26 protein-coding genes are annotated in these 16,123 nt (G+C 64.2%); all 26 read right to left on the bottom strand.

The window, feature by feature from the left end:
- Positions 1 to 265: 265 nt before the first annotated feature.
- On the bottom strand, positions 266 to 1,636 hold the full coding sequence (gene secY / locus JR065_RS13930) for a preprotein translocase subunit SecY (RefSeq protein WP_206234853.1): 1,371 nt from the start codon (positions 1,634 to 1,636) through the stop codon (positions 266 to 268).
- A gap of 7 nt (positions 1,637 to 1,643) precedes the next feature.
- Entirely contained in the window at positions 1,644 to 2,087 is a 444-nt protein-coding gene (gene rplO / locus JR065_RS13925; RefSeq protein ID WP_206234852.1) for a 50S ribosomal protein L15, read from the bottom strand.
- Between the two features lie 6 nt (positions 2,088 to 2,093).
- The gene (gene rpmD, locus JR065_RS13920) at positions 2,094 to 2,285 is read right to left on the bottom strand and encodes a 50S ribosomal protein L30 (protein WP_005408214.1); all 192 of its coding nucleotides are present in this window, start codon (positions 2,283 to 2,285) and stop codon (positions 2,094 to 2,096) included.
- A complete protein-coding gene (gene rpsE / locus JR065_RS13915; protein ID WP_104557639.1) occupies positions 2,278 to 2,823 on the bottom strand; it encodes a 30S ribosomal protein S5 in 546 nt (181 codons plus the stop codon). The genes rpmD and rpsE overlap by 8 nt, the downstream gene beginning before the upstream one ends.
- A 157-nt stretch (positions 2,824 to 2,980) precedes the next feature.
- Positions 2,981 to 3,340: a 50S ribosomal protein L18 gene (rplR, locus tag JR065_RS13910; RefSeq protein WP_206234850.1), complete on the bottom strand. Its 360-nt coding sequence runs from the start codon at positions 3,338 to 3,340 to the stop codon at positions 2,981 to 2,983.
- A gap of 91 nt (positions 3,341 to 3,431) precedes the next feature.
- The gene (gene rplF, locus JR065_RS13905) at positions 3,432 to 3,959 is read right to left on the bottom strand and encodes a 50S ribosomal protein L6 (RefSeq protein WP_206234849.1); all 528 of its coding nucleotides are present in this window, start codon (positions 3,957 to 3,959) and stop codon (positions 3,432 to 3,434) included.
- 16 nt (positions 3,960 to 3,975) lie between these two features.
- On the bottom strand, positions 3,976 to 4,374 hold the full coding sequence (gene rpsH / locus JR065_RS13900) for a 30S ribosomal protein S8 (protein ID WP_206234848.1): 399 nt from the start codon (positions 4,372 to 4,374) through the stop codon (positions 3,976 to 3,978).
- 249 nt (positions 4,375 to 4,623) lie between these two features.
- Positions 4,624 to 4,929: a 30S ribosomal protein S14 gene (rpsN, locus tag JR065_RS13895; RefSeq protein WP_046979788.1), complete on the bottom strand. Its 306-nt coding sequence runs from the start codon at positions 4,927 to 4,929 to the stop codon at positions 4,624 to 4,626.
- Between the two features lie 105 nt (positions 4,930 to 5,034).
- Positions 5,035 to 5,577, bottom strand: a complete 543-nt coding sequence (rplE, locus tag JR065_RS13890) for a 50S ribosomal protein L5 (RefSeq protein ID WP_206234846.1) — start codon at positions 5,575 to 5,577, stop codon at positions 5,035 to 5,037.
- Positions 5,578 to 5,588: 11 nt separating this feature from the next.
- Complete coding sequence (gene rplX / locus JR065_RS13885; RefSeq protein ID WP_009607346.1) at positions 5,589 to 5,906, bottom strand: 50S ribosomal protein L24; 318 nt, start codon at positions 5,904 to 5,906, stop codon at positions 5,589 to 5,591.
- Positions 5,907 to 5,921: 15 nt separating this feature from the next.
- On the bottom strand, positions 5,922 to 6,290 hold the full coding sequence (gene rplN / locus JR065_RS13880) for a 50S ribosomal protein L14 (protein ID WP_003486699.1): 369 nt from the start codon (positions 6,288 to 6,290) through the stop codon (positions 5,922 to 5,924).
- Between the two features lie 14 nt (positions 6,291 to 6,304).
- The gene (gene rpsQ, locus JR065_RS13875; RefSeq protein ID WP_179570572.1) at positions 6,305 to 6,574 is read right to left on the bottom strand and encodes a 30S ribosomal protein S17; all 270 of its coding nucleotides are present in this window, start codon (positions 6,572 to 6,574) and stop codon (positions 6,305 to 6,307) included.
- A gap of 11 nt (positions 6,575 to 6,585) precedes the next feature.
- Complete coding sequence (gene rpmC, locus JR065_RS13870; RefSeq protein ID WP_145701693.1) at positions 6,586 to 6,771, bottom strand: 50S ribosomal protein L29; 186 nt, start codon at positions 6,769 to 6,771, stop codon at positions 6,586 to 6,588.
- Positions 6,771 to 7,184, bottom strand: a complete 414-nt coding sequence (gene rplP, locus JR065_RS13865; RefSeq protein ID WP_003470657.1) for a 50S ribosomal protein L16 — start codon at positions 7,182 to 7,184, stop codon at positions 6,771 to 6,773. Before rplP ends, rpmC begins: the two co-directional genes overlap by 1 nt.
- A 5-nt stretch (positions 7,185 to 7,189) precedes the next feature.
- Positions 7,190 to 7,924 carry a 30S ribosomal protein S3 gene (gene rpsC / locus JR065_RS13860; RefSeq protein ID WP_206234845.1) on the bottom strand — a complete coding sequence of 245 codons (735 nt, stop codon included), beginning with the start codon at positions 7,922 to 7,924 and terminating at the stop codon, positions 7,190 to 7,192.
- A 17-nt stretch (positions 7,925 to 7,941) separates the two neighbouring features.
- The gene (gene rplV, locus JR065_RS13855; RefSeq protein WP_003470663.1) at positions 7,942 to 8,277 is read right to left on the bottom strand and encodes a 50S ribosomal protein L22; all 336 of its coding nucleotides are present in this window, start codon (positions 8,275 to 8,277) and stop codon (positions 7,942 to 7,944) included.
- Positions 8,278 to 8,289: 12 nt separating this feature from the next.
- Positions 8,290 to 8,559 (bottom strand): 30S ribosomal protein S19, encoded by a 270-nt coding sequence (gene rpsS, locus JR065_RS13850; RefSeq protein WP_003470666.1) that lies wholly within the window; start codon positions 8,557 to 8,559, stop codon positions 8,290 to 8,292.
- Between the two features lie 6 nt (positions 8,560 to 8,565).
- The gene (gene rplB / locus JR065_RS13845) at positions 8,566 to 9,393 is read right to left on the bottom strand and encodes a 50S ribosomal protein L2 (protein WP_206234844.1); all 828 of its coding nucleotides are present in this window, start codon (positions 9,391 to 9,393) and stop codon (positions 8,566 to 8,568) included.
- 10 nt (positions 9,394 to 9,403) lie between these two features.
- A complete protein-coding gene (gene rplW, locus JR065_RS13840) occupies positions 9,404 to 9,703 on the bottom strand; it encodes a 50S ribosomal protein L23 (RefSeq protein ID WP_206234843.1) in 300 nt (99 codons plus the stop codon).
- Entirely contained in the window at positions 9,700 to 10,305 is a 606-nt protein-coding gene (gene rplD / locus JR065_RS13835; RefSeq protein WP_048490092.1) for a 50S ribosomal protein L4, read from the bottom strand. Before rplD ends, rplW begins: the two co-directional genes overlap by 4 nt.
- A 12-nt stretch (positions 10,306 to 10,317) precedes the next feature.
- Positions 10,318 to 10,968 (bottom strand): 50S ribosomal protein L3, encoded by a 651-nt coding sequence (gene rplC, locus JR065_RS13830; RefSeq protein WP_206234842.1) that lies wholly within the window; start codon positions 10,966 to 10,968, stop codon positions 10,318 to 10,320.
- Positions 10,969 to 10,979: 11 nt separating this feature from the next.
- Positions 10,980 to 11,291 (bottom strand): 30S ribosomal protein S10, encoded by a 312-nt coding sequence (gene rpsJ / locus JR065_RS13825; protein ID WP_010341589.1) that lies wholly within the window; start codon positions 11,289 to 11,291, stop codon positions 10,980 to 10,982.
- A 330-nt stretch (positions 11,292 to 11,621) separates the two neighbouring features.
- On the bottom strand, positions 11,622 to 12,812 hold the full coding sequence (tuf, locus tag JR065_RS13820; RefSeq protein ID WP_206234841.1) for an elongation factor Tu: 1,191 nt from the start codon (positions 12,810 to 12,812) through the stop codon (positions 11,622 to 11,624).
- A 48-nt stretch (positions 12,813 to 12,860) separates the two neighbouring features.
- Entirely contained in the window at positions 12,861 to 14,951 is a 2,091-nt protein-coding gene (gene fusA / locus JR065_RS13815; RefSeq protein ID WP_206234840.1) for an elongation factor G, read from the bottom strand.
- A 138-nt stretch (positions 14,952 to 15,089) separates the two neighbouring features.
- A complete protein-coding gene (gene rpsG / locus JR065_RS13810; RefSeq protein ID WP_206234839.1) occupies positions 15,090 to 15,557 on the bottom strand; it encodes a 30S ribosomal protein S7 in 468 nt (155 codons plus the stop codon).
- A 12-nt stretch (positions 15,558 to 15,569) separates the two neighbouring features.
- Positions 15,570 to 15,944 (bottom strand): 30S ribosomal protein S12, encoded by a 375-nt coding sequence (gene rpsL, locus JR065_RS13805; protein ID WP_003469157.1) that lies wholly within the window; start codon positions 15,942 to 15,944, stop codon positions 15,570 to 15,572.
- Between the last annotated feature and the right edge of the window lie 179 nt (positions 15,945 to 16,123).

Genomic DNA, 16,123 nt, shown 5'->3' with positions numbered 1-16,123 from the left:
ACTTGTAAGTGTAGCAAGGTCTCGGGTTACATGGAAGCCCGTGGAACCTTTCGGTTCCACCGGACCCGGCATGGGGAGTGTGCCCATGCTCCGGCGCCGGACGTCGTTGGCTCGGGCCATGAGGCGCCTCCGCCGCCCGCGCTACTCCAGCGCAGGACCACCACGTCTCACCCACGCACGAGACCGCTGCATGGGCCGCCCTTCAAGTCGGAAGGCTGCGCCGGGAACCGGGGCGCCTTCGCGGAAGGAAGTCAAATTATAGCAATCAACCGCGGGCGAAACCGCCGCCGCGCGAGCCACCCTTGAGGTTGGCCTTCTTCAACAGGCTTTCGTACTGGTGCGACATCAGGTGCGCCTGGATCTGCGCGATGAAGTCCATCACCACCACGACCGCGATCAGCAGCGAGGTGCCACCGAAGTGGAACGAGGTGCCGAGCTGCGCGCGCATGATCTCCGGCAACAGGCACACGATCACCAAGTACAGCGAGCCGGCGGCGGTCAGCCGGGTCAGCACGCCGTCGACGTAGTCGGCGGTGGCCTTGCCGGGACGGATGCCCGGGATCAGCGCGCCCGACTTCTTCAGGTTGTCGGCCGTCTCCTGCGAGTTGAACACCAGCGCCGTGTAGAAGAACGCGAAACCGATGATCAGCGCCGCGAACACGATCATGTGCACCGGCTCGCCCGGCCCCAGCGCGTTGGCGATACGCTGCAGCGCGCCGCCGACCGGGCTGTTGGACGCCGCCTGGCCCGACCACATCGACAGCGTCGCCGGGAAGGCGAGGATGCTGGAAGCGAAGATCGGCGGGATCACGCCGGCCATGTTGAGCTTCAGCGGCAGGAACGAGGTCTGGTTCATGTACGCGTTGCGGCCGCCCTGGCGTCGCGCGTAGTTGACCGTGATCCGCCTCTGCCCGCGCTCGACGAACACCACGAACAGGGTGAAGGCGAGGATGGTCAGCGCGATCAGCAGCAGCGAGATGAAGCTCATGTTGCCGTCGCGATAGGCCTCGACGGTCTGGATCGTCGCCGCCGGCAGGCCGGCGACGATGCCGGCGAAGATGATCAGCGACACGCCGTTGCCGATGCCGCGCTCGGTGACCTGCTCGCCGACCCACATCAGGAAGATGGTACCGGCGGTCAGCGCGATCACCGCGGTGAGCACGAAGCCCATGCCCGGCGCGTAGACGACCGGCGCGCCGCCCGGCGCGGTCTGGTTCTGCAGCGCCAGCGCGATGCTGCCGCCCTGCACCACCGCCAGCAGCACGGCGCCGATGCGCGAATACTGGGTGATCTTGCGTCGGCCCGATTCGCCTTCCTTCTGCATCGCCTTCAACGACGGGAAGATGTGCGTGGCCAACTGGATCACGATCGATGCCGAGATGTACGGCATCACGTTCAGCGCGAAGATGCTGAAACGGTGCAGGGCGCCGCCCGAGAACATGTTGAACATGTCCACGATGCCGCCGCCCTGCGCCTGCATCAGCGCAAGCATGGCTTCGGGATTGACGCCCGGCACCGGCACGAAGCAGCCGATGCGGTAGACGATCAACGCGCCGAGAACGAACAGCAGGCGCTGGCGAAGTTCAGTGAACTTGCCGAGCCCGCCGCCGAGGTTACCCATGCCAGCCTGCGCCATCTGCGTGTTACTCCTGCACGCTGCCGCCGGCAGCCTCGATTGCCGCCTTGGCACCGGCGGTGGCCGCGATGCCCTTGAGCACGAACTTCTTGGTCAGCTCGCCCTTGAGGACGATCTTGGCCCGCTTGGCGATGCTCGGCACCAGCTTGGCGGCGCGCAGCGCGGCGAAGTCGATCTCGCCTTCCGGCAGGTTGTCGAGCTGGTAGGACAGCACTTCGGCGGTGTCCTTGGCGATCTTGGAACGGAAGCCGACCTTCGGCAGACGACGCTGCATGGGGGTCTGGCCGCCTTCGAAGCCGGCCTTGATCTTGCCGCCGCCCTTGCGCGCGAACGAACCCTTGTGGCCGCGGCCGCAGGTCTTGCCCAGGCCCGAACCGATGCCGCGGCCGACGCGGGTGCGCTCGGTACGCGCGCCGTCGGCGGGCTTCAGATCATTCAGATGCAAAGTCATGGTCGATTACTCCTCAACCTGGACGAGGTACTGAACCTTGTTGATCAGGCCGCGCACCTGCGGGCTGTCCTTCAGTTCACGCACATCGTTGAGCTTGTTCAGGCCCAGCGCACGCACCGACAGGCGGTGACGCGACTGGGTACCACGAAGGCCGCGCACCAGGCGCACCTTCACCGTCTTGTTGGACTCATTAGCCATGGTTGAGTTCCTCCACCTTCTTGCCGCGCTTGGCCGCGATCCGCGACGGCGACTGCATGTCTTCCAGGCCGCGCAGGGTGGCGCGCACCAGGTTGATCGGGTTGCGCGAACCGACCGCCTTGGCCAGCACGTTCTTGACCCCGACCGCTTCGAGCACGGCGCGCATGGCGCCGCCGGCGATGACGCCGGTACCTTCCGACGCCGGCATCATGAACACGCGCGCCGCGCCGTGGCCGGACTTCACCGGGTGCCACAGGGTGCCGTTGTTCAAATCGATGTTGAGCATGCCCTTGCGCGCATACTCCATCGACTTCTGGATCGCGACCGGCACTTCGCGCGCCTTGCCGTAACCGAAGCCGATCTTGCCGTTGCCGTCGCCGACCACGGTCAGCGCGGTGAAGGTGAACTGGCGACCGCCCTTGACCGTCTTGCTGACGCGGTTGACCGCGACCAGCTTCTCGATCATGCCGTCGTCGACTTTCTCTTCGCGGTTGCGGTCGCGATCACGACCCCGCGGTGCACGCTGTTCTTCAGCCATTGTGTATTCCTTGGTAGTTGAAAGATTTACGGCTTGCATGCCGCTTGTAGTTGTTGACTGGAACCGTGTTCCCCGGACGCGCGCACAAGGCGCGCCAAGGTCCGATGCGGCCCGCATCGGCAGGTCGGGTGCGGCGTGGACGCCGCGCCCGCAAGGATCAGAACTTCAGGCCGCCTTCGCGCGCGGCATCGGCCAGCGCCTTGATGCGGCCGTGGTAGCGGTAGCCCGAGCGGTCGAAGGCGACCTTCTCGATGCCCGCGGCCTTGGCCCGCTCGGCGATCAGCTTGCCCACCTTGACGGCGGCCTCGCTGTTCTTGCCGCTCTTCAGGCCGTCCTTGACGTCGGCCTGCAAGGTGTTCGCCGCGGCGATCACCTTGGAACCGTCGGCGGTGAAGACCTGTGCGTACAGGTGCTGGCCGGTGCGCAGCACCGACAGGCGGGCGACGCCGAGTTCGCGGATGTGCGCACGGGTCGACTTGGCGCGGCGCAGGCGGGCGATGTTCTTGTTGATGGTCATGATATGTGTCCTACGGAAGCTGAAGGAAAACAGGCTTTTGCATCGAAGAGTCCGGCCATGGACGGCCGGGCTCCTGGCACAGGAGCCTGCCTTACGCCTTCTTGGCTTCCTTGCGAATGATGACTTCACCGGCGTACTTCACACCCTTGCCCTTGTAGGGCTCCGGCGGACGGAAGCCACGGATCTTGGCGGCGACTTCGCCGACGCGCTGCTTGTCGGCGCCCTGCACCACGATCTCGGTCTGAGTCGGGGTGGCCAGGGTGATGCCTTCCGGCGCCTTGAACACGACCGGGTGCGAGAAACCGAGCGCCAGGCTCAGATCCTTGCCCTGCATCGTGGCGCGGTAGCCGACGCCGACCAGCTCGAGCTTGCGCTCGAAGCCTTCGGACACGCCCTGCACCATGTTGGCCAGGATCGCGCGGACGGTGCCGGTGATGGCGATCTGCGACGGGTCGTTGGCCGACAGCGTGGCGACACCGTTTTCCTGCTTGATTTCGACGCCAGCCGGCTTCGGCAGGGTCAGGGTGCCCTTCGGGCCCTTGACGCTCACCAGCTCGGGCTGGACATTCAGTTCGACGCCCTTCGGGAGGGAGATCGGCTTCTTGGCTACGCGGGACATTTACTTGCTCCTTCCCTTAGGCCACGAAGCACAGGACTTCGCCACCGACGCCGGCCTGACGGGCCTGCGCATCGGTCATGATGCCCTTGGACGTGGAAATGATGGCAACGCCCAGGCCGCCGAGAACCTTCGGCAGCTCGGCCTTACCGCGATACTGGCGCAGGCCCGAACGCGACACGCGCTTGAGCGTATCGATGACCGGGCGGCCCTCGAAATACTTCAGCACGATTTCCAGTTCGGACTTGTTGTTCTCGATCGGATTGACGCGCAGGTCGCTGATGTAGCCTTCGGCCTTCAGCACTTCTGCGATCGATACCTTGATCTTGGAGGACGGCATTTTCACCGTCGGCTTGCCAACCGCGGCCGCATTCTTGATGCGGACCAGCAGGTCGGCGATGGGATCAGTCATGCTCATAGTGTTTACCTTTGAGTGCACCGATATCCGCTTTCGCGAAAATCTTGTGATGTGAAGCAGTGGTATGACGCGGGGATCTTGTCCTGGAAGGCCAGGTCCTTGTCGCGGCCCGCCTCGCCTTGGCGCAGGCAAGGAGCGGGATTATACGACAAAGAGTCCGACTTGCGTCGGACTCGATGTCTGAACAACGAACTGGCGTGGAACCGCCCTGCCCCGGCCCCGAAGAGGACCCGGAGCGGCGAGGCTCGCTTACCAGCTGGCCTTGCGCAGGCCCGGCACGTCGCCGTTCATCGTCGCCTTGCGCAGCATGTTGCGGCCGAGGCCGAACTTGCGGTACACGCCACGCGGACGGCCGGACAGTTCGCAACGGGTGCGCTGGCGGCTCGGCGACGAATCGCGCGGCAGCTTCTGCAGCTTGACCACCGCGTCGGCCTTCTCGTCGTAGGACGAGCTGTCGGCGGCGATGATCTTCTTCAGCGCATCGCGCTTGTCGGCGAACTTCTTCGCCAGCTTCTTGCGCTTGATGTCGCGGTTGACCATGGAGGTCTTTGCCATCTGTAAATCCTCGGGATTCGGGATTGGGGATTGGGGATCGGCGGGAAACGGGATTGGAGAGCAGCGCTCTTCCAACCCCGACTTCCGGATCCCGAATCCCGACTATCAGTTACGGAACGGGAACTTGAACGCCTCGAGCAGCGCCTTGGCTTCGGCGTCGGTCTTGGCGGTGGTGGTGATGGCGATATCCATGCCGCGGATCGCATCGACGGCGTCGAAGTCGATTTCCGGGAAGATGATCTGTTCCTTCACGCCCATGTTGAAGTTGCCGCGACCGTCGAACGAACGGCCGGACACACCGCGGAAGTCGCGCACGCGCGGGAGCGAGATGTTGATCAGGCGGTCCAGGAACTCGTACATCTTGGCGCGACGCAGCGTGGTCTTGCAGCCGATCGGCCAGCCATCGCGGATCTTGAACGACGCCACCGACACGCGCGACTTGGTGACCACCGGCTTCTGGCCGGAGACCTTGGCCATGTCGGCGACGGCGTTTTCCAGGATCTTCTTGTTCGTTGCCGCCTCGCCCACGCCCATGTTCAGCGTGACCTTGACCAGCTTCGGCACTTCCATCGGATTGGTGTAACCGAACTTCTTCATCAGAGCCGGTACCACTTCTTCCTTGTAGATCTTTTCGAGACGGGAATTCATCGTTTCATTCCTCAGGCGTCAAGCGCCTCACCGCTGGAGCGGAACACACGCAGTTTGCGTCCATCCTCCAGCACCTTGAAGCCAACGCGCTCGCCCTTGCCCGTTGCCGGGTTGACGATCGCCACGTTGGAGATATGGATCGACGCTTCACGCTCGACCACGCCGCCGGCGACACCCGCCTGCGGGTTCGGCTTGGTGTGGCGCTTGACGATGTTCGCGTTGGAGACGATCACCCGATCGCCGTCGACGCGGACGATTTCGCCCTGCTTGCCCTTGTCCTTGCCGGTAGTGACGACGACCTGGTCGCCCTTCTTGATACGGTTAGCCATGTGTATGTCCTCCGCTCACAGCACTTCGGGAGCGAGCGAGACGATCTTCATGAACTTCTCGGAACGCAGCTCGCGGGTAACAGGCCCGAAGATGCGCGTGCCGATCGGCTCCTGCTTGTTGTTGAGCAACACCGCAGCGTTGCCGTCGAAGCGGATCAGCGAACCGTCGGGACGACGCACACCCTTGCGGGTACGCACGACCACGGCGTCGTAGACTTCGCCCTTCTTGACCTTGCCGCGCGGGATCGCGTCCTTGACGGTGACCTTGATGATGTCGCCGATGTGCGCGTAGCGGCGCTTGGAACCGCCAAGCACCTTGATGCACATCACTTCCTTGGCACCGGAATTGTCGGCAACGTCGAGGTAGCTCTGCATCTGGATCATGATTCAGATCTCCCTTATTCGGCCGAACGGGTGACGATTTCGACCACCCGCCAGTTCTTGGTCTTGGACATCGGCGCAATCTCGGTCACGCGCACCACATCGCCTTCGTTGCAGGCGTTGTCGGCGTCGTGGGCGTGGAGCTTGGTCGAGCGCTTGATGTACTTGCCGTACAGCGCGTGCTTGACCTGACGCTCCACCAGCACGGTGACGGTCTTGTCCATCTTGTTGCTGACGACACGGCCTTCGACCGTGCGCAGCGTCTTGCTTTCGTTAGTGTCGCTCATGGCGGCCATCCTTACTTCGTGCTGCCGATCAGGTACTTCACGCGAGCGATCTCGCGGCGTACCCGGCGGGTTTCGTGGGTCTTCGGCAGCTGCCCGGTGACCTGCTGCATGCGCAGGGCGAACTGCTCCTTGCGCAGGTCGGTCAGGTGGGACTTCAGATCGTCAGCCGACTTCTCGCGGAGTTGTTTGATGTCCATCAGCGTACCGTCCGGGTCACGAAGGTGGTGGTCACCGAAAGCTTGGCAGCGGCCAGGCGGAACGCCTCGCGCGCGACATCTTCGCCGACGCCTTCGATTTCATAGATCATGCGACCGGGCTGGATCTGGGCGACCCAGTACTCGACGTTGCCCTTACCGGAGCCCATTCGCACTTCGATCGGCTTCTTGGTGATCGGCTTGTCCGGGAACACGCGGATCCACATCTTGCCGCCGCGCTTGACGTAGCGGCTGATCGAGCGGCGCGCCGCCTCGATCTGGCGCGCGGTCAGCTGACCGTGCGCGGTGGCCTTCAGCCCGTACTCGCCGAAGCTGACGGCGTTGCCGCTCCACGCCAGGCCGTCGTTGCGGCCCTTGTGCATCTTGCGGTATTTGGTTCGCTTGGGTTGCAACATTGCCGTTACCTCGCTTCACGAGCCGGACGCGACGGACGGTCACCACGGTCGCCGCGATCGCTACGATCGTTGCGCGGGGAATCGTCCTGCTTTTCCTGGCCAACCTGGGAGAAATCGAAGATCTCGCCCTTGTAGATCCAAACCTTGATGCCGATGATGCCGTAGGTCGTCTTGGCTTCAGCGAAGCCATAGTCGATGTCGGCACGCAGCGTGTGCAGCGGCACGCGGCCTTCGCGGTACCACTCCGAACGGGCGATTTCCGCGCCGTTCAAGCGGCCTGCGACGTTGACCTTGATGCCCAGGGCACCCAGGCGCATCGCGTTGCCGACCGAACGCTTCATCGCGCGGCGGAACATGATGCGGCGCTCCAGCTGCTGCGCGATCGACTCGGCGACCAGCTGCGCGTCCAGCTCCGGCTTGCGCACTTCGGTGACGTTGATGTGGGCGGGGACGCCCATCATCTCGCTCACTTCCTTGCGCAGCTTCTCGATGTCCTCGCCGCGCTTGCCGATCACCACGCCCGGGCGGGCGGTGTGAATCGTCACGCGCGCCGTCTTGGCCGGACGCTCGATCAGGATCTTGCTGATGCCCGCCTGCGCCAGCTTCTTGCGCAGCATTTCGCGGACCTTGAGGTCGGCCGCCAGATACCCGGCGAACTCGCCCTTGTTGGCGTACCACTTGGAATTCCAGTCCTTGGAGACACCCAAGCGGATTCCAATCGGATGAACTTTATGACCCATCGTCTTTTCCTTTCCGCTTACTTGGCGGCGCCCACAACCACAGTGATGTGGCTGGTGCGCTTGAGGATGCGGGTACCGCGGCCTTTCGCCCGCGCCATGAAACGCTTCAGGGTGGGACCCTCATCAACCATGATGGTCTTGACCTTCAGCTCGTCGACATCCGCGCCCTGGTTGTTCTCGGCATTGGCGATCGCCGACTCCACCACCTTCTTGATCAGGTGGGCAGCCTTCTTGTCCGAGAACTTCAGCAGGTTGACCGCCCGCTCGGCGGAAAGGCCGCGCACCTGGTCGGCGACCAGGCGGGCCTTCTGCGGGGAGATGCGCGCAGTGCGCAGGATTGCTTTCGCTTCCATCGTCATCTCTCCTTACCGGCTCGACTTCTTGTCGCCACCGTGACCCTTGAAGGTCCGGGTGACGGCAAATTCGCCGAGCTTGTGGCCGACCATGTTCTCGTTGACCAGCACCGGAACGTGGTTCTTGCCGTTGTGCACGGCGATGGTGAAGCCCACCATCTCCGGCAGGATCATCGAACGACGCGACCAGGTCTTGATCGGACGCTTGCTGCCGGCCGCGGCCTCCACCTTCTTGACGAGGTGGTGATCGACGAACGGGCCCTTCTTGAGTGAACGTGCCATGGTCGATTAGCCCCTACGATCGCGGACGATGAATTGTTCGGTGCGCTTGTTATGGCGCGTCTTGTAACCCTTGGTCGGCACGCCCCACGGGGTGACCGGATGCGGATTACCCTGACCGGCCTTCGCCTCGCCGCCACCGTGCGGGTGGTCGACCGGGTTCATGGCCGCACCGCGAACGGTCGGACGCACGCCGCGCCAACGCTTGGCGCCGGCCTTGCCCAGCTTCTCGAGGTTGTGCTCGTCGTTGCCGACTTCGCCGATCGTGGCGCGGCACTCGGCCGGCACCTTGCGCATTTCGCCGGAGCGAAGACGCAGCGTGGCGTAGATGCCTTCGCGAGCGACCAGTTGCACCGCGGCGCCGGCAGCGCGCGCGATCTGCGCGCCCTTGCCCGGCTTCAGCTCGATGCCATGCACCGTCGTACCGACCGGGATGTTGCGCAGCGGCAGCGTGTTGCCGGTCTTGATCGGCGCATCGGAACCGGAGATCACCTGGTCGCCGGCCTTCAGGCCTTTCGGCGCGATGATGTAGCGGCGCTCGCCGTCGGCGTAGCACAGCAGGGCGATATGGGCGGTGCGGTTCGGATCGTATTCGATCCGCTCCACGCGCGCCGCGATGCCTTCCTTGTTGCGCTTGAAGTCGATGATGCGGTAGTGCTGCTTGTGGCCACCGCCGACGTGACGGGTGGTGATGCGGCCGTGGTGGTTGCGACCACCGGAGTTGCTCTGCTTTTCCACCAGCGCAGCGTGCGGGGCGCCCTTGTGCAGATCAGGCGTGACCACGCGCACGGCCGAACGGCGGCCGGGTGAAGTGGGTTTGAATTTCATCAATGGCATGGGATGGACCTCAGGCCTTGGCCGTTACGTCGATGGACTGGCCGTCGGCCAGACGCACGTACGCCTTGCGCCAATCGCCGCGGCGACCGCTGCGCGAACGGAAGGACTTGTTCTTGCCCTTGACGTTCAGCACATTGACCGACTCGACCTTGACGTCGAACAGCTGCTCGACCGCGGCCTTGACATCGGCCTTGGTGGCTTCGCTCGAGATTTCGAAGACGTACTGATTGGAGAGTTCCTGCAGGCGCGCGGTCTTTTCCGAGACTCGCGGAGCACGCAGCACGCTGAAGATTTTTTCGTTGCTGCTCATGCCAGCCACTCCTCGACCTTCTTGACCGCATCGGCGGTGATCACGACCGTATCGGCCCCCACCAGCGACACCGGATCCAGGCCCTGCACGTCACGCACTTCCACGTAGGGAAGGTTTCGCGCCGACAGGTACAGATGCTCGGACGCCTCTTCGGTCACGATCAGCGGGCGCTTGCCCACTTCCAGACCCTTCAGCTTCTCGATCAGACCCTTGGTCTTGCTGGCTTCGACATCGAACGCGTCGACGACCATCAGGCGACCCTGGCGGTTGAGCTCGGAGAGGATCGCGCAGATCGCCGCGCGATACATCTTGCGATTCACCTTCTGCTCGAAGCTGCGCGGCTTGGCCGCGAAGGTCACGCCGCCGCCGACGAAGATCGGAGCGGTCAGCGCGCCGTGGCGAGCGCCACCGCCCTTCTGCTTCTTCGACTTCTTGGTGGTGCCGTTGACTTCCGAACGCGTCTTCTGCGCCTTGGTGCCGGCGCGGCCGGCGTTGCGATAGGCGACGACGACCTGGTGGACCAGATCCTCGCTGAAATCGCGACCGAACACGGCGTCGGAGACCGAGACCTTGTTGTTGCTACCCGTGATAACGAGTTCCATCGTCATCTCTCCTTATGCCTTGCTAGCCGGACGCACGATCACGTCGCCACCGGCAGCGCCAGGCACGGCGCCGCGAATGGCGATCAGGCCACGCTCGACGTCAACCTTGACCACTTCCAGATTCTGCGTGCTCTGCTGCACCGCGCCCATGTGGCCGGACATCTTCTTGCCCGGGAAAACGCGGCCCGGGGTCTGGCGCTGGCCCAGCGAACCCGGCGCGCGATGCGACAGCGAGTTACCGTGGGTGGCGTCGCCCATGCGGAAGTTGTACCGCTTGATGGTGCCCTGGAAGCCCTTGCCCTTGGTGACGCCCTGGACGTCGACCTTCTGGCCGACCTCGAAGATGTCCGCCTTGATCTCGCCGCCGATGGCGTAATCGCCCAGCTGCGCGTCTTCAACGCGGAACTCCCACAGGCCGCGACCCGCTTCGACCTTCGCCTTGGCGAAATGCCCGGTCGCCGGCTTGTTGACCAGCGCGGCGCGGCGGGCGCCCACGGTGATCTGCACGGCGCTGTAGCCGTCGCTCTCGACGGTCTTGAGCTGGGTGATGCGGTTCGGGGTCGCCTCGATCAGGGTCACCGGGATGGAGCGGCCGTCTTCGGTGAAGACGCGGCTCATGCCGGCCTTGCGGCCCACGAAGCCCAACGAATATTTCTTCGTCATGGTCGTAGTCCTCAGGTCAACTTGATCTGCACATCGACGCCCGCCGCGAGTTCGAGCTTCATCAGCGCGTCCACGGTCTTGTCGTTGGGGTCGACGATGTCGAGCACGCGCTTGTGCGTGCGGGTCTCGTACTGGTCGCGCGCGTCCTTGTCGACGTGCGGAGAAACGAGGATGGTGTAGCGTTCGATCTTGGTCGGCAGCGGGATCGGGCCACGCACTTGCGCGCCGGTCCGCTTGGCCGTTTCGACGATCTCGCTGGCCGAACGGTCGATCAAACGATGATCGAACGCCTTCAGCCGAATCCGGATCTTTTGGTCCGCCATGACGGTGGGTTCCTTCGTTAAAAGAGCGACGGGCAAGGCCTCTGGGATACCTGCCCCGGTTTAATCCTGCTTATGACGGCACGGATCGGCGATCGCCGGATCCGCGCAAGGCCGCTTCCCAGGCCTCAAAAACTGAGGCAGATCAGTTGCCCGATCTGCCCAGACGGAAAAGTATAAAGCGCACTTGGGGCCGAGTCAACAGCATTGCACTGAAGACATCGACCCAGCAACGCGACCTTCCCGGTCTGGCGAACACGAGCGGCGTCCTGCCCCTCTTTTCGCGGTATCCCCGCAACCAACCCAGTGGTTGCGGGGCGGTGATTCTACAGCTTACTTGATGATCTTGGCAACCACGCCGGCGCCGACGGTGCGGCCGCCTTCGCGGATCGCGAAACGCAGGCCTTCGTCCATCGCCACCGGGTTGATCAGCGACACCACCATCTTCACGTTGTCGCCCGGCATCACCATCTCCACGCCTTCCGGCAGCTCGCACGCGCCGGTGATGTCGGTGGTGCGGAAGTAGAACTGCGGACGGTAGCCCTTGAAGAACGGGGTGTGACGGCCGCCCTCGTCCTTCGACAGCACGTACACCTCGGCTTCGAAGTCGGTATGCGGCTTGATCGAACCCGGCTTGCACAGCACCTGGCCGCGCTCCACGTCGTCACGCTTGGTGCCGCGCAGCAGCAGGCCCGCGTTGTCGCCCGCCTGGCCCTGGTCCAGCAGCTTGCGGAACATTTCCACGCCGGTCACGGTGGTCTTCTGCGTGGTGCGGATGCCGACGATCTCGATTTCGTCGCCCACCTTGATCACGCCGCGCTCGATACGGCCGGTCACCACGGTGCCGCGGCCCGAGATCGAGAACACGTCTTCCACCGGCATCAGGAACGGCTTGTCGATGTCGCGCTCCGGCTGCGGGATGTAGCTGTCCAGCGCGTCCACCAGCTTGATGATCGACGGCACGCCGATCTCGCTCTGGTCGCCTTCCAGCGCCTTCAGCGCCGAACCGTGGATGATCGGGGTGTCGTCGCCCGGGAAATCGTAGGTGCTCAACAGGTCGCGCACTTCCATCTCGACCAGCTCGAGCAGCTCTTCATCGTCGACCATGTCGGCCTTGTTGAGGAACACCAGGATGTACGGCACGCCGACCTGACGCGCCAGCAGGATGTGCTCGCGGGTCTGCGGCATCGGGCCGTCGGCGGCCGAGCACACCAGGATCGCGCCGTCCATCTGCGCCGCACCGGTGATCATGTTCTTCACGTAGTCGGCGTGGCCCGGGCAATCCACGTGCGCGTAGTGGCGGTTCGGGGATTCGTATTCCACGTGCGCGGTCGAGATCGTGATCCCGCGCGCCTTCTCTTCCGGCGCCGCGTCGATCGCGTCGTACGCCTTGAACTCGCCGCCGAAGCGCTCTGCGCCGATCTTCGTCAGCGCCGCGGTCAGCGTGGTCTTGCCGTGGTCGACGTGACCGATGGTGCCGACGTTGACGTGCGGCTTGGTGCGCTCGAACTTACCCTTTGCCATTGTAGTTTTACCTTCTTATCTGAATTGGGGTGGGAAGCCTGAGCGGACTCAGGACTTCTTGATCACGGAGTCGGCGATGTTGGCCGGCGCTTCAGCGTAGTGGTCGAATTCCATCGAGAACGTGGCACGGCCCTGCGACATCGAGCGCAGCGTGGTGGCGTAGCCGAACATCTCGCCCAGCGGCACCATCGCGTTGATCACCTTGCCGGACGGACTGTCGTCCTGGCCCTGCAGGATGCCGCGACGACGGCTGACGTCGCCCATCACGTCGCCCAGGTAGTCTTCCGGGGTCACGATCTCGACCTTCATGATCGGCTCCAGCAGCACCGGGCTGGCCTTGTTGAAGCCTTCCTTGAAGCCCATCGAGCCGGCGATCTTGAACGCCATTTCCGACGAGTCGACGTCGTGGTAGGAACCGTCGATCAGGCGCACCTTGACGTCCACGATCGGGTAGCCGGCCATCACGCCGTTGGCCACCGCTTCCTGGATGCCCTTGTCCACCGCCGGGATGTATTCCTTCGGCACCACGCCGCCGACGATCGCGTTCTCGAAGGTGTAGCCCAGGCCGCGCTCCTGCGGCTCGATCTCGAGCACGACGTGGCCGTACTGGCCCTTACCGCCGGACTGGCGCACGAACTTGCCTTCCTGCTTGACCGCCTTGCGGATGGTCTCGCGGTAGGCGACCTGCGGCTTGCCGACGTTGGCCTCGACGTTGAACTCGCGCTTCATGCGGTCGACGATGATTTCCAGGTGCAGCTCGCCCATGCCGCGGATGATGGTCTGGCCGGACTCTTCGTCGGTGTTGACCCGGAACGAGGGATCTTCCTGCGCCAGGCGGCTCAGCGCGATGCCCATCTTTTCCTGGTCCGACTTGGTCTTCGGCTCCACCGCCATCGAGATCACCGGCTCCGGGAACACCATGCGCTCCAGGGTGATGATGTGGTCCTGCGCGCACAGCGTGTCGCCGGTGGTGACGTCCTTCAGGCCCACCGCCGCGGCGATGTCGCCCGCGCGCACTTCCTTGATCTCTTCGCGGTTGTTGGAGTGCATCTGCAGGATGCGGCCCACGCGCTCCTTCTTCGACTTGACCGGGTTGTACACCTGGTCGCCCGAGTTCAGCGTGCCGGAATAGACGCGGAAGAAGGTCAGCGAACCCACGAACGGGTCGGTCATGATCTTGAACGCCAGCGCCGAGAACGGCGCGGTGTCGGTGGCCGGACGGCTGTCTTCCTTCTCGTCCTCGTCGATGCCCTTGACCGGCGGACGGTCGGAAGGCGACGGCAGCAGCTGGATCACGCCGTCGAGCATCGCCTGCACGCCCTTGTTCTTGAACGCGGTGCCGCAGTACACCGGCACCACTTCCACCTTCAGGGTGCGCTCGCGCAGACCGGCGACGATCTCGGCCTCGGACAGGTCGCCTTCGTTGAGGTACTTGTCCATCAGGTCTTCGGTGGCTTCGGCCGCGGCCTCGACCATGAACGCGCGCGCTTCGGTCGCCCGGTCGAGCAGGTCGGCCGGGATGTCGCGGTATTCGAACACGGTGCCCTGCGAGGCGGTGTCCCAATGGACCGCCTTCATCTTGAGCAGGTCGATGACGCCCTCGAAGCCGTCTTCGGCGCCGATCGGCACCTGCATCGGCACCGGGTATGCGCCCAGGCGCGACTTCAGCTGCTCGACGACCTTGTCGAAGTTGGCGCCGGTGCGGTCCATCTTGTTGACGAACGCAAGACGCGGCACCGCGTACTTGTTGGCCTGGCGCCACACCGTCTCGGACTGCGGCTGCACGCCGCCGACCGCGCACAGCACGAACACCGCGCCGTCGAGCACGCGCAGCGAACGCTCGACTTCGATGGTGAAGTCGACGTGCCCGGGGGTGTCGATGATGTTGAAGCGGTGCTGCGGCAGGGACTTGTCCATGCCGCTCCAGAACGCGGTGGTCGCGGCGGAGGTGATGGTGATGCCACGCTCCTGCTCCTGCTCCATCCAGTCCATCGTCGCGGCACCGTCATGGACCTCGCCGATCTTGTGGCTGACGCCGGTGTAGAACAGGATGCGTTCGGACGTGGTGGTCTTGCCGGCATCGATGTGGGCCATGATGCCGAAATTGCGGTAACGCTCGATGGGAGTGGTACGGGCCACAGGGAGCCTCTCAAATTTCTTGGATTTCGGATGGCCGAACGCCGCCTTGCGGCGGCCTTCGGATTTGTGCAGCGCTCAACGGCGCGGCTAGCAGCACTCAGATGGTGCTGACGGGCCCCGTTTCCAAGGCCCGGAAGGTCACCAGCGGTAGTGCGCGAACGCCTTGTTCGCTTCCGCCATGCGGTGCGTTTCTTCGCGCTTCTTGATGGCGCCACCACGGTTTTCCGAGGCGTCGACCAGCTCGGCCGCGAGCTTGCGCGGCATCGAGTTTTCGCCACGCTTGCGCGCCGAATCGATCAGCCAGCGCATCGCCAGCGCCGTGCGACGGGAGGAACGCACCTCGACCGGCACCTGGTACGTGGCACCGCCGACGCGACGCGACTTGACCTCGACCGCCGGAGCGACGTTGTCCAGCGCCTTCTGCACCAGCTCGACCGCATTGGGGTTTTTCTCGCCAATGACGTCCATCGCGCCGTACACGATCTTCTCGGCGACCGACTTCTTGCCGCTCAGCATCACCATGTTGATGAAACGGGCGATGGTTTCGCTGCCGTGCTTGGGATCCGGCAGGACGGTGCGCTGTGGAGTAGAACCTTTACGAGACATAGTGCTTTTCCCTTAGCTCTTCGGACGCTTGGCGCCGTACTTGGAACGGCCCTGGCGACGCTTGGCGACGCCGGCGGCATCGAGCGAACCGCGGACGGTGTGGTAGCGCACGCCCGGCAGGTCCTTGACGCGGCCGCCGCGGATCAGGACCACGGAGTGCTCCTGCAGGTTGTGGCCTTCGCCGCCGATGTAGCTGATGACCTCTTCCTGGTTCGTCAGGCGCACCTTGGCGACCTTACGCAGGGCCGAGTTCGGCTTCTTCGGGGTGGTGGTGTACACGCGCGTGCAGACGCCGCGGCGCTGCGGGCACTTGTCCAGCGCCGGAGAGGCGCTCTTGTAGGTGGTCGCCTGCCGCGGCTTGCGGACCAGCTGGTTGATCGTCGCCATCAGTGGATTCTTCTGATTGAGGCCGTCGGGCCTGATGCGTGAAAACGAAGGCAGGCCGAAGGACGGCCTGCCGAGACAGGAAAGTATAGCGGGCAAGTAAAAGCCCCGTCAACTACACGGGATTTTAACGTGCTGGTCCGTCCCGGACCGGAATACGGGGCGCGTCCGTTGCGCCCCCT

This window comes from Xanthomonas sp. (genome assembly GCF_017163755.1).
GTDB lineage: Bacteria > Pseudomonadota > Gammaproteobacteria > Xanthomonadales > Xanthomonadaceae > Xanthomonas_A.
The sequence above is the reverse complement of the archived record's forward strand: the minus strand, read 5'-3'. Positions and strand labels throughout refer to the sequence as shown.

What these genes read in the sequence shown, in the direction of transcription:
- rpmD (WP_005408214.1), bottom strand. Translation starts at nt 2,285, where the DNA reads ATGGCTAATGAGTCCAACAAGACGGTGAAGGTGCGCCTGGTGCGCGGC.
- rplB (WP_206234844.1), bottom strand. Translation starts at nt 9,393, where the DNA reads ATGCCATTGATGAAATTCAAACCCACTTCACCCGGCCGCCGTTCGGCC.
- rpsN (WP_046979788.1), bottom strand. Translation starts at nt 4,929, where the DNA reads ATGGCAAAGACCTCCATGGTCAACCGCGACATCAAGCGCAAGAAGCTG.
- rplW (WP_206234843.1), bottom strand. Translation starts at nt 9,703, where the DNA reads ATGAGCAGCAACGAAAAAATCTTCAGCGTGCTGCGTGCTCCGCGAGTC.
- rplF (WP_206234849.1), bottom strand. Translation starts at nt 3,959, where the DNA reads ATGTCCCGCGTAGCCAAGAAGCCGATCTCCCTCCCGAAGGGCGTCGAA.
- rpsQ (WP_179570572.1), bottom strand. Translation starts at nt 6,574, where the DNA reads ATGAGCGACACTAACGAAAGCAAGACGCTGCGCACGGTCGAAGGCCGT.
- rplC (WP_206234842.1), bottom strand. Translation starts at nt 10,968, where the DNA reads ATGACGAAGAAATATTCGTTGGGCTTCGTGGGCCGCAAGGCCGGCATG.
- rplR (WP_206234850.1), bottom strand. Translation starts at nt 3,340, where the DNA reads ATGACCATCAACAAGAACATCGCCCGCCTGCGCCGCGCCAAGTCGACC.
- rpsC (WP_206234845.1), bottom strand. Translation starts at nt 7,924, where the DNA reads ATGGGTCATAAAGTTCATCCGATTGGAATCCGCTTGGGTGTCTCCAAG.
- rplX (WP_009607346.1), bottom strand. Translation starts at nt 5,906, where the DNA reads ATGGCTAACCGTATCAAGAAGGGCGACCAGGTCGTCGTCACTACCGGC.
- rpsG (WP_206234839.1), bottom strand. Translation starts at nt 15,557, where the DNA reads ATGTCTCGTAAAGGTTCTACTCCACAGCGCACCGTCCTGCCGGATCCC.
- rpsJ (WP_010341589.1), bottom strand. Translation starts at nt 11,291, where the DNA reads ATGGCGGACCAAAAGATCCGGATTCGGCTGAAGGCGTTCGATCATCGT.
- rplO (WP_206234852.1), bottom strand. Translation starts at nt 2,087, where the DNA reads ATGACTTTGCATCTGAATGATCTGAAGCCCGCCGACGGCGCGCGTACC.
- rplV (WP_003470663.1), bottom strand. Translation starts at nt 8,277, where the DNA reads ATGGAAGCGAAAGCAATCCTGCGCACTGCGCGCATCTCCCCGCAGAAG.
- rplD (WP_048490092.1), bottom strand. Translation starts at nt 10,305, where the DNA reads ATGGAACTCGTTATCACGGGTAGCAACAACAAGGTCTCGGTCTCCGAC.
- rpsH (WP_206234848.1), bottom strand. Translation starts at nt 4,374, where the DNA reads ATGAGCATGACTGATCCCATCGCCGACCTGCTGGTCCGCATCAAGAAT.
- rplP (WP_003470657.1), bottom strand. Translation starts at nt 7,184, where the DNA reads ATGTTGCAACCCAAGCGAACCAAATACCGCAAGATGCACAAGGGCCGC.
- rpsE (WP_104557639.1), bottom strand. Translation starts at nt 2,823, where the DNA reads ATGGCTGAAGAACAGCGTGCACCGCGGGGTCGTGATCGCGACCGCAAC.
- secY (WP_206234853.1), bottom strand. Translation starts at nt 1,636, where the DNA reads ATGGCGCAGGCTGGCATGGGTAACCTCGGCGGCGGGCTCGGCAAGTTC.
- rplN (WP_003486699.1), bottom strand. Translation starts at nt 6,290, where the DNA reads ATGATCCAGATGCAGAGCTACCTCGACGTTGCCGACAATTCCGGTGCC.
- rpsS (WP_003470666.1), bottom strand. Translation starts at nt 8,559, where the DNA reads ATGGCACGTTCACTCAAGAAGGGCCCGTTCGTCGATCACCACCTCGTC.
- tuf (WP_206234841.1), bottom strand. Translation starts at nt 12,812, where the DNA reads ATGGCAAAGGGTAAGTTCGAGCGCACCAAGCCGCACGTCAACGTCGGC.
- rpsL (WP_003469157.1), bottom strand. Translation starts at nt 15,944, where the DNA reads ATGGCGACGATCAACCAGCTGGTCCGCAAGCCGCGGCAGGCGACCACC.
- rpmC (WP_145701693.1), bottom strand. Translation starts at nt 6,771, where the DNA reads ATGGACATCAAACAACTCCGCGAGAAGTCGGCTGACGATCTGAAGTCC.
- rplE (WP_206234846.1), bottom strand. Translation starts at nt 5,577, where the DNA reads ATGAATTCCCGTCTCGAAAAGATCTACAAGGAAGAAGTGGTACCGGCT.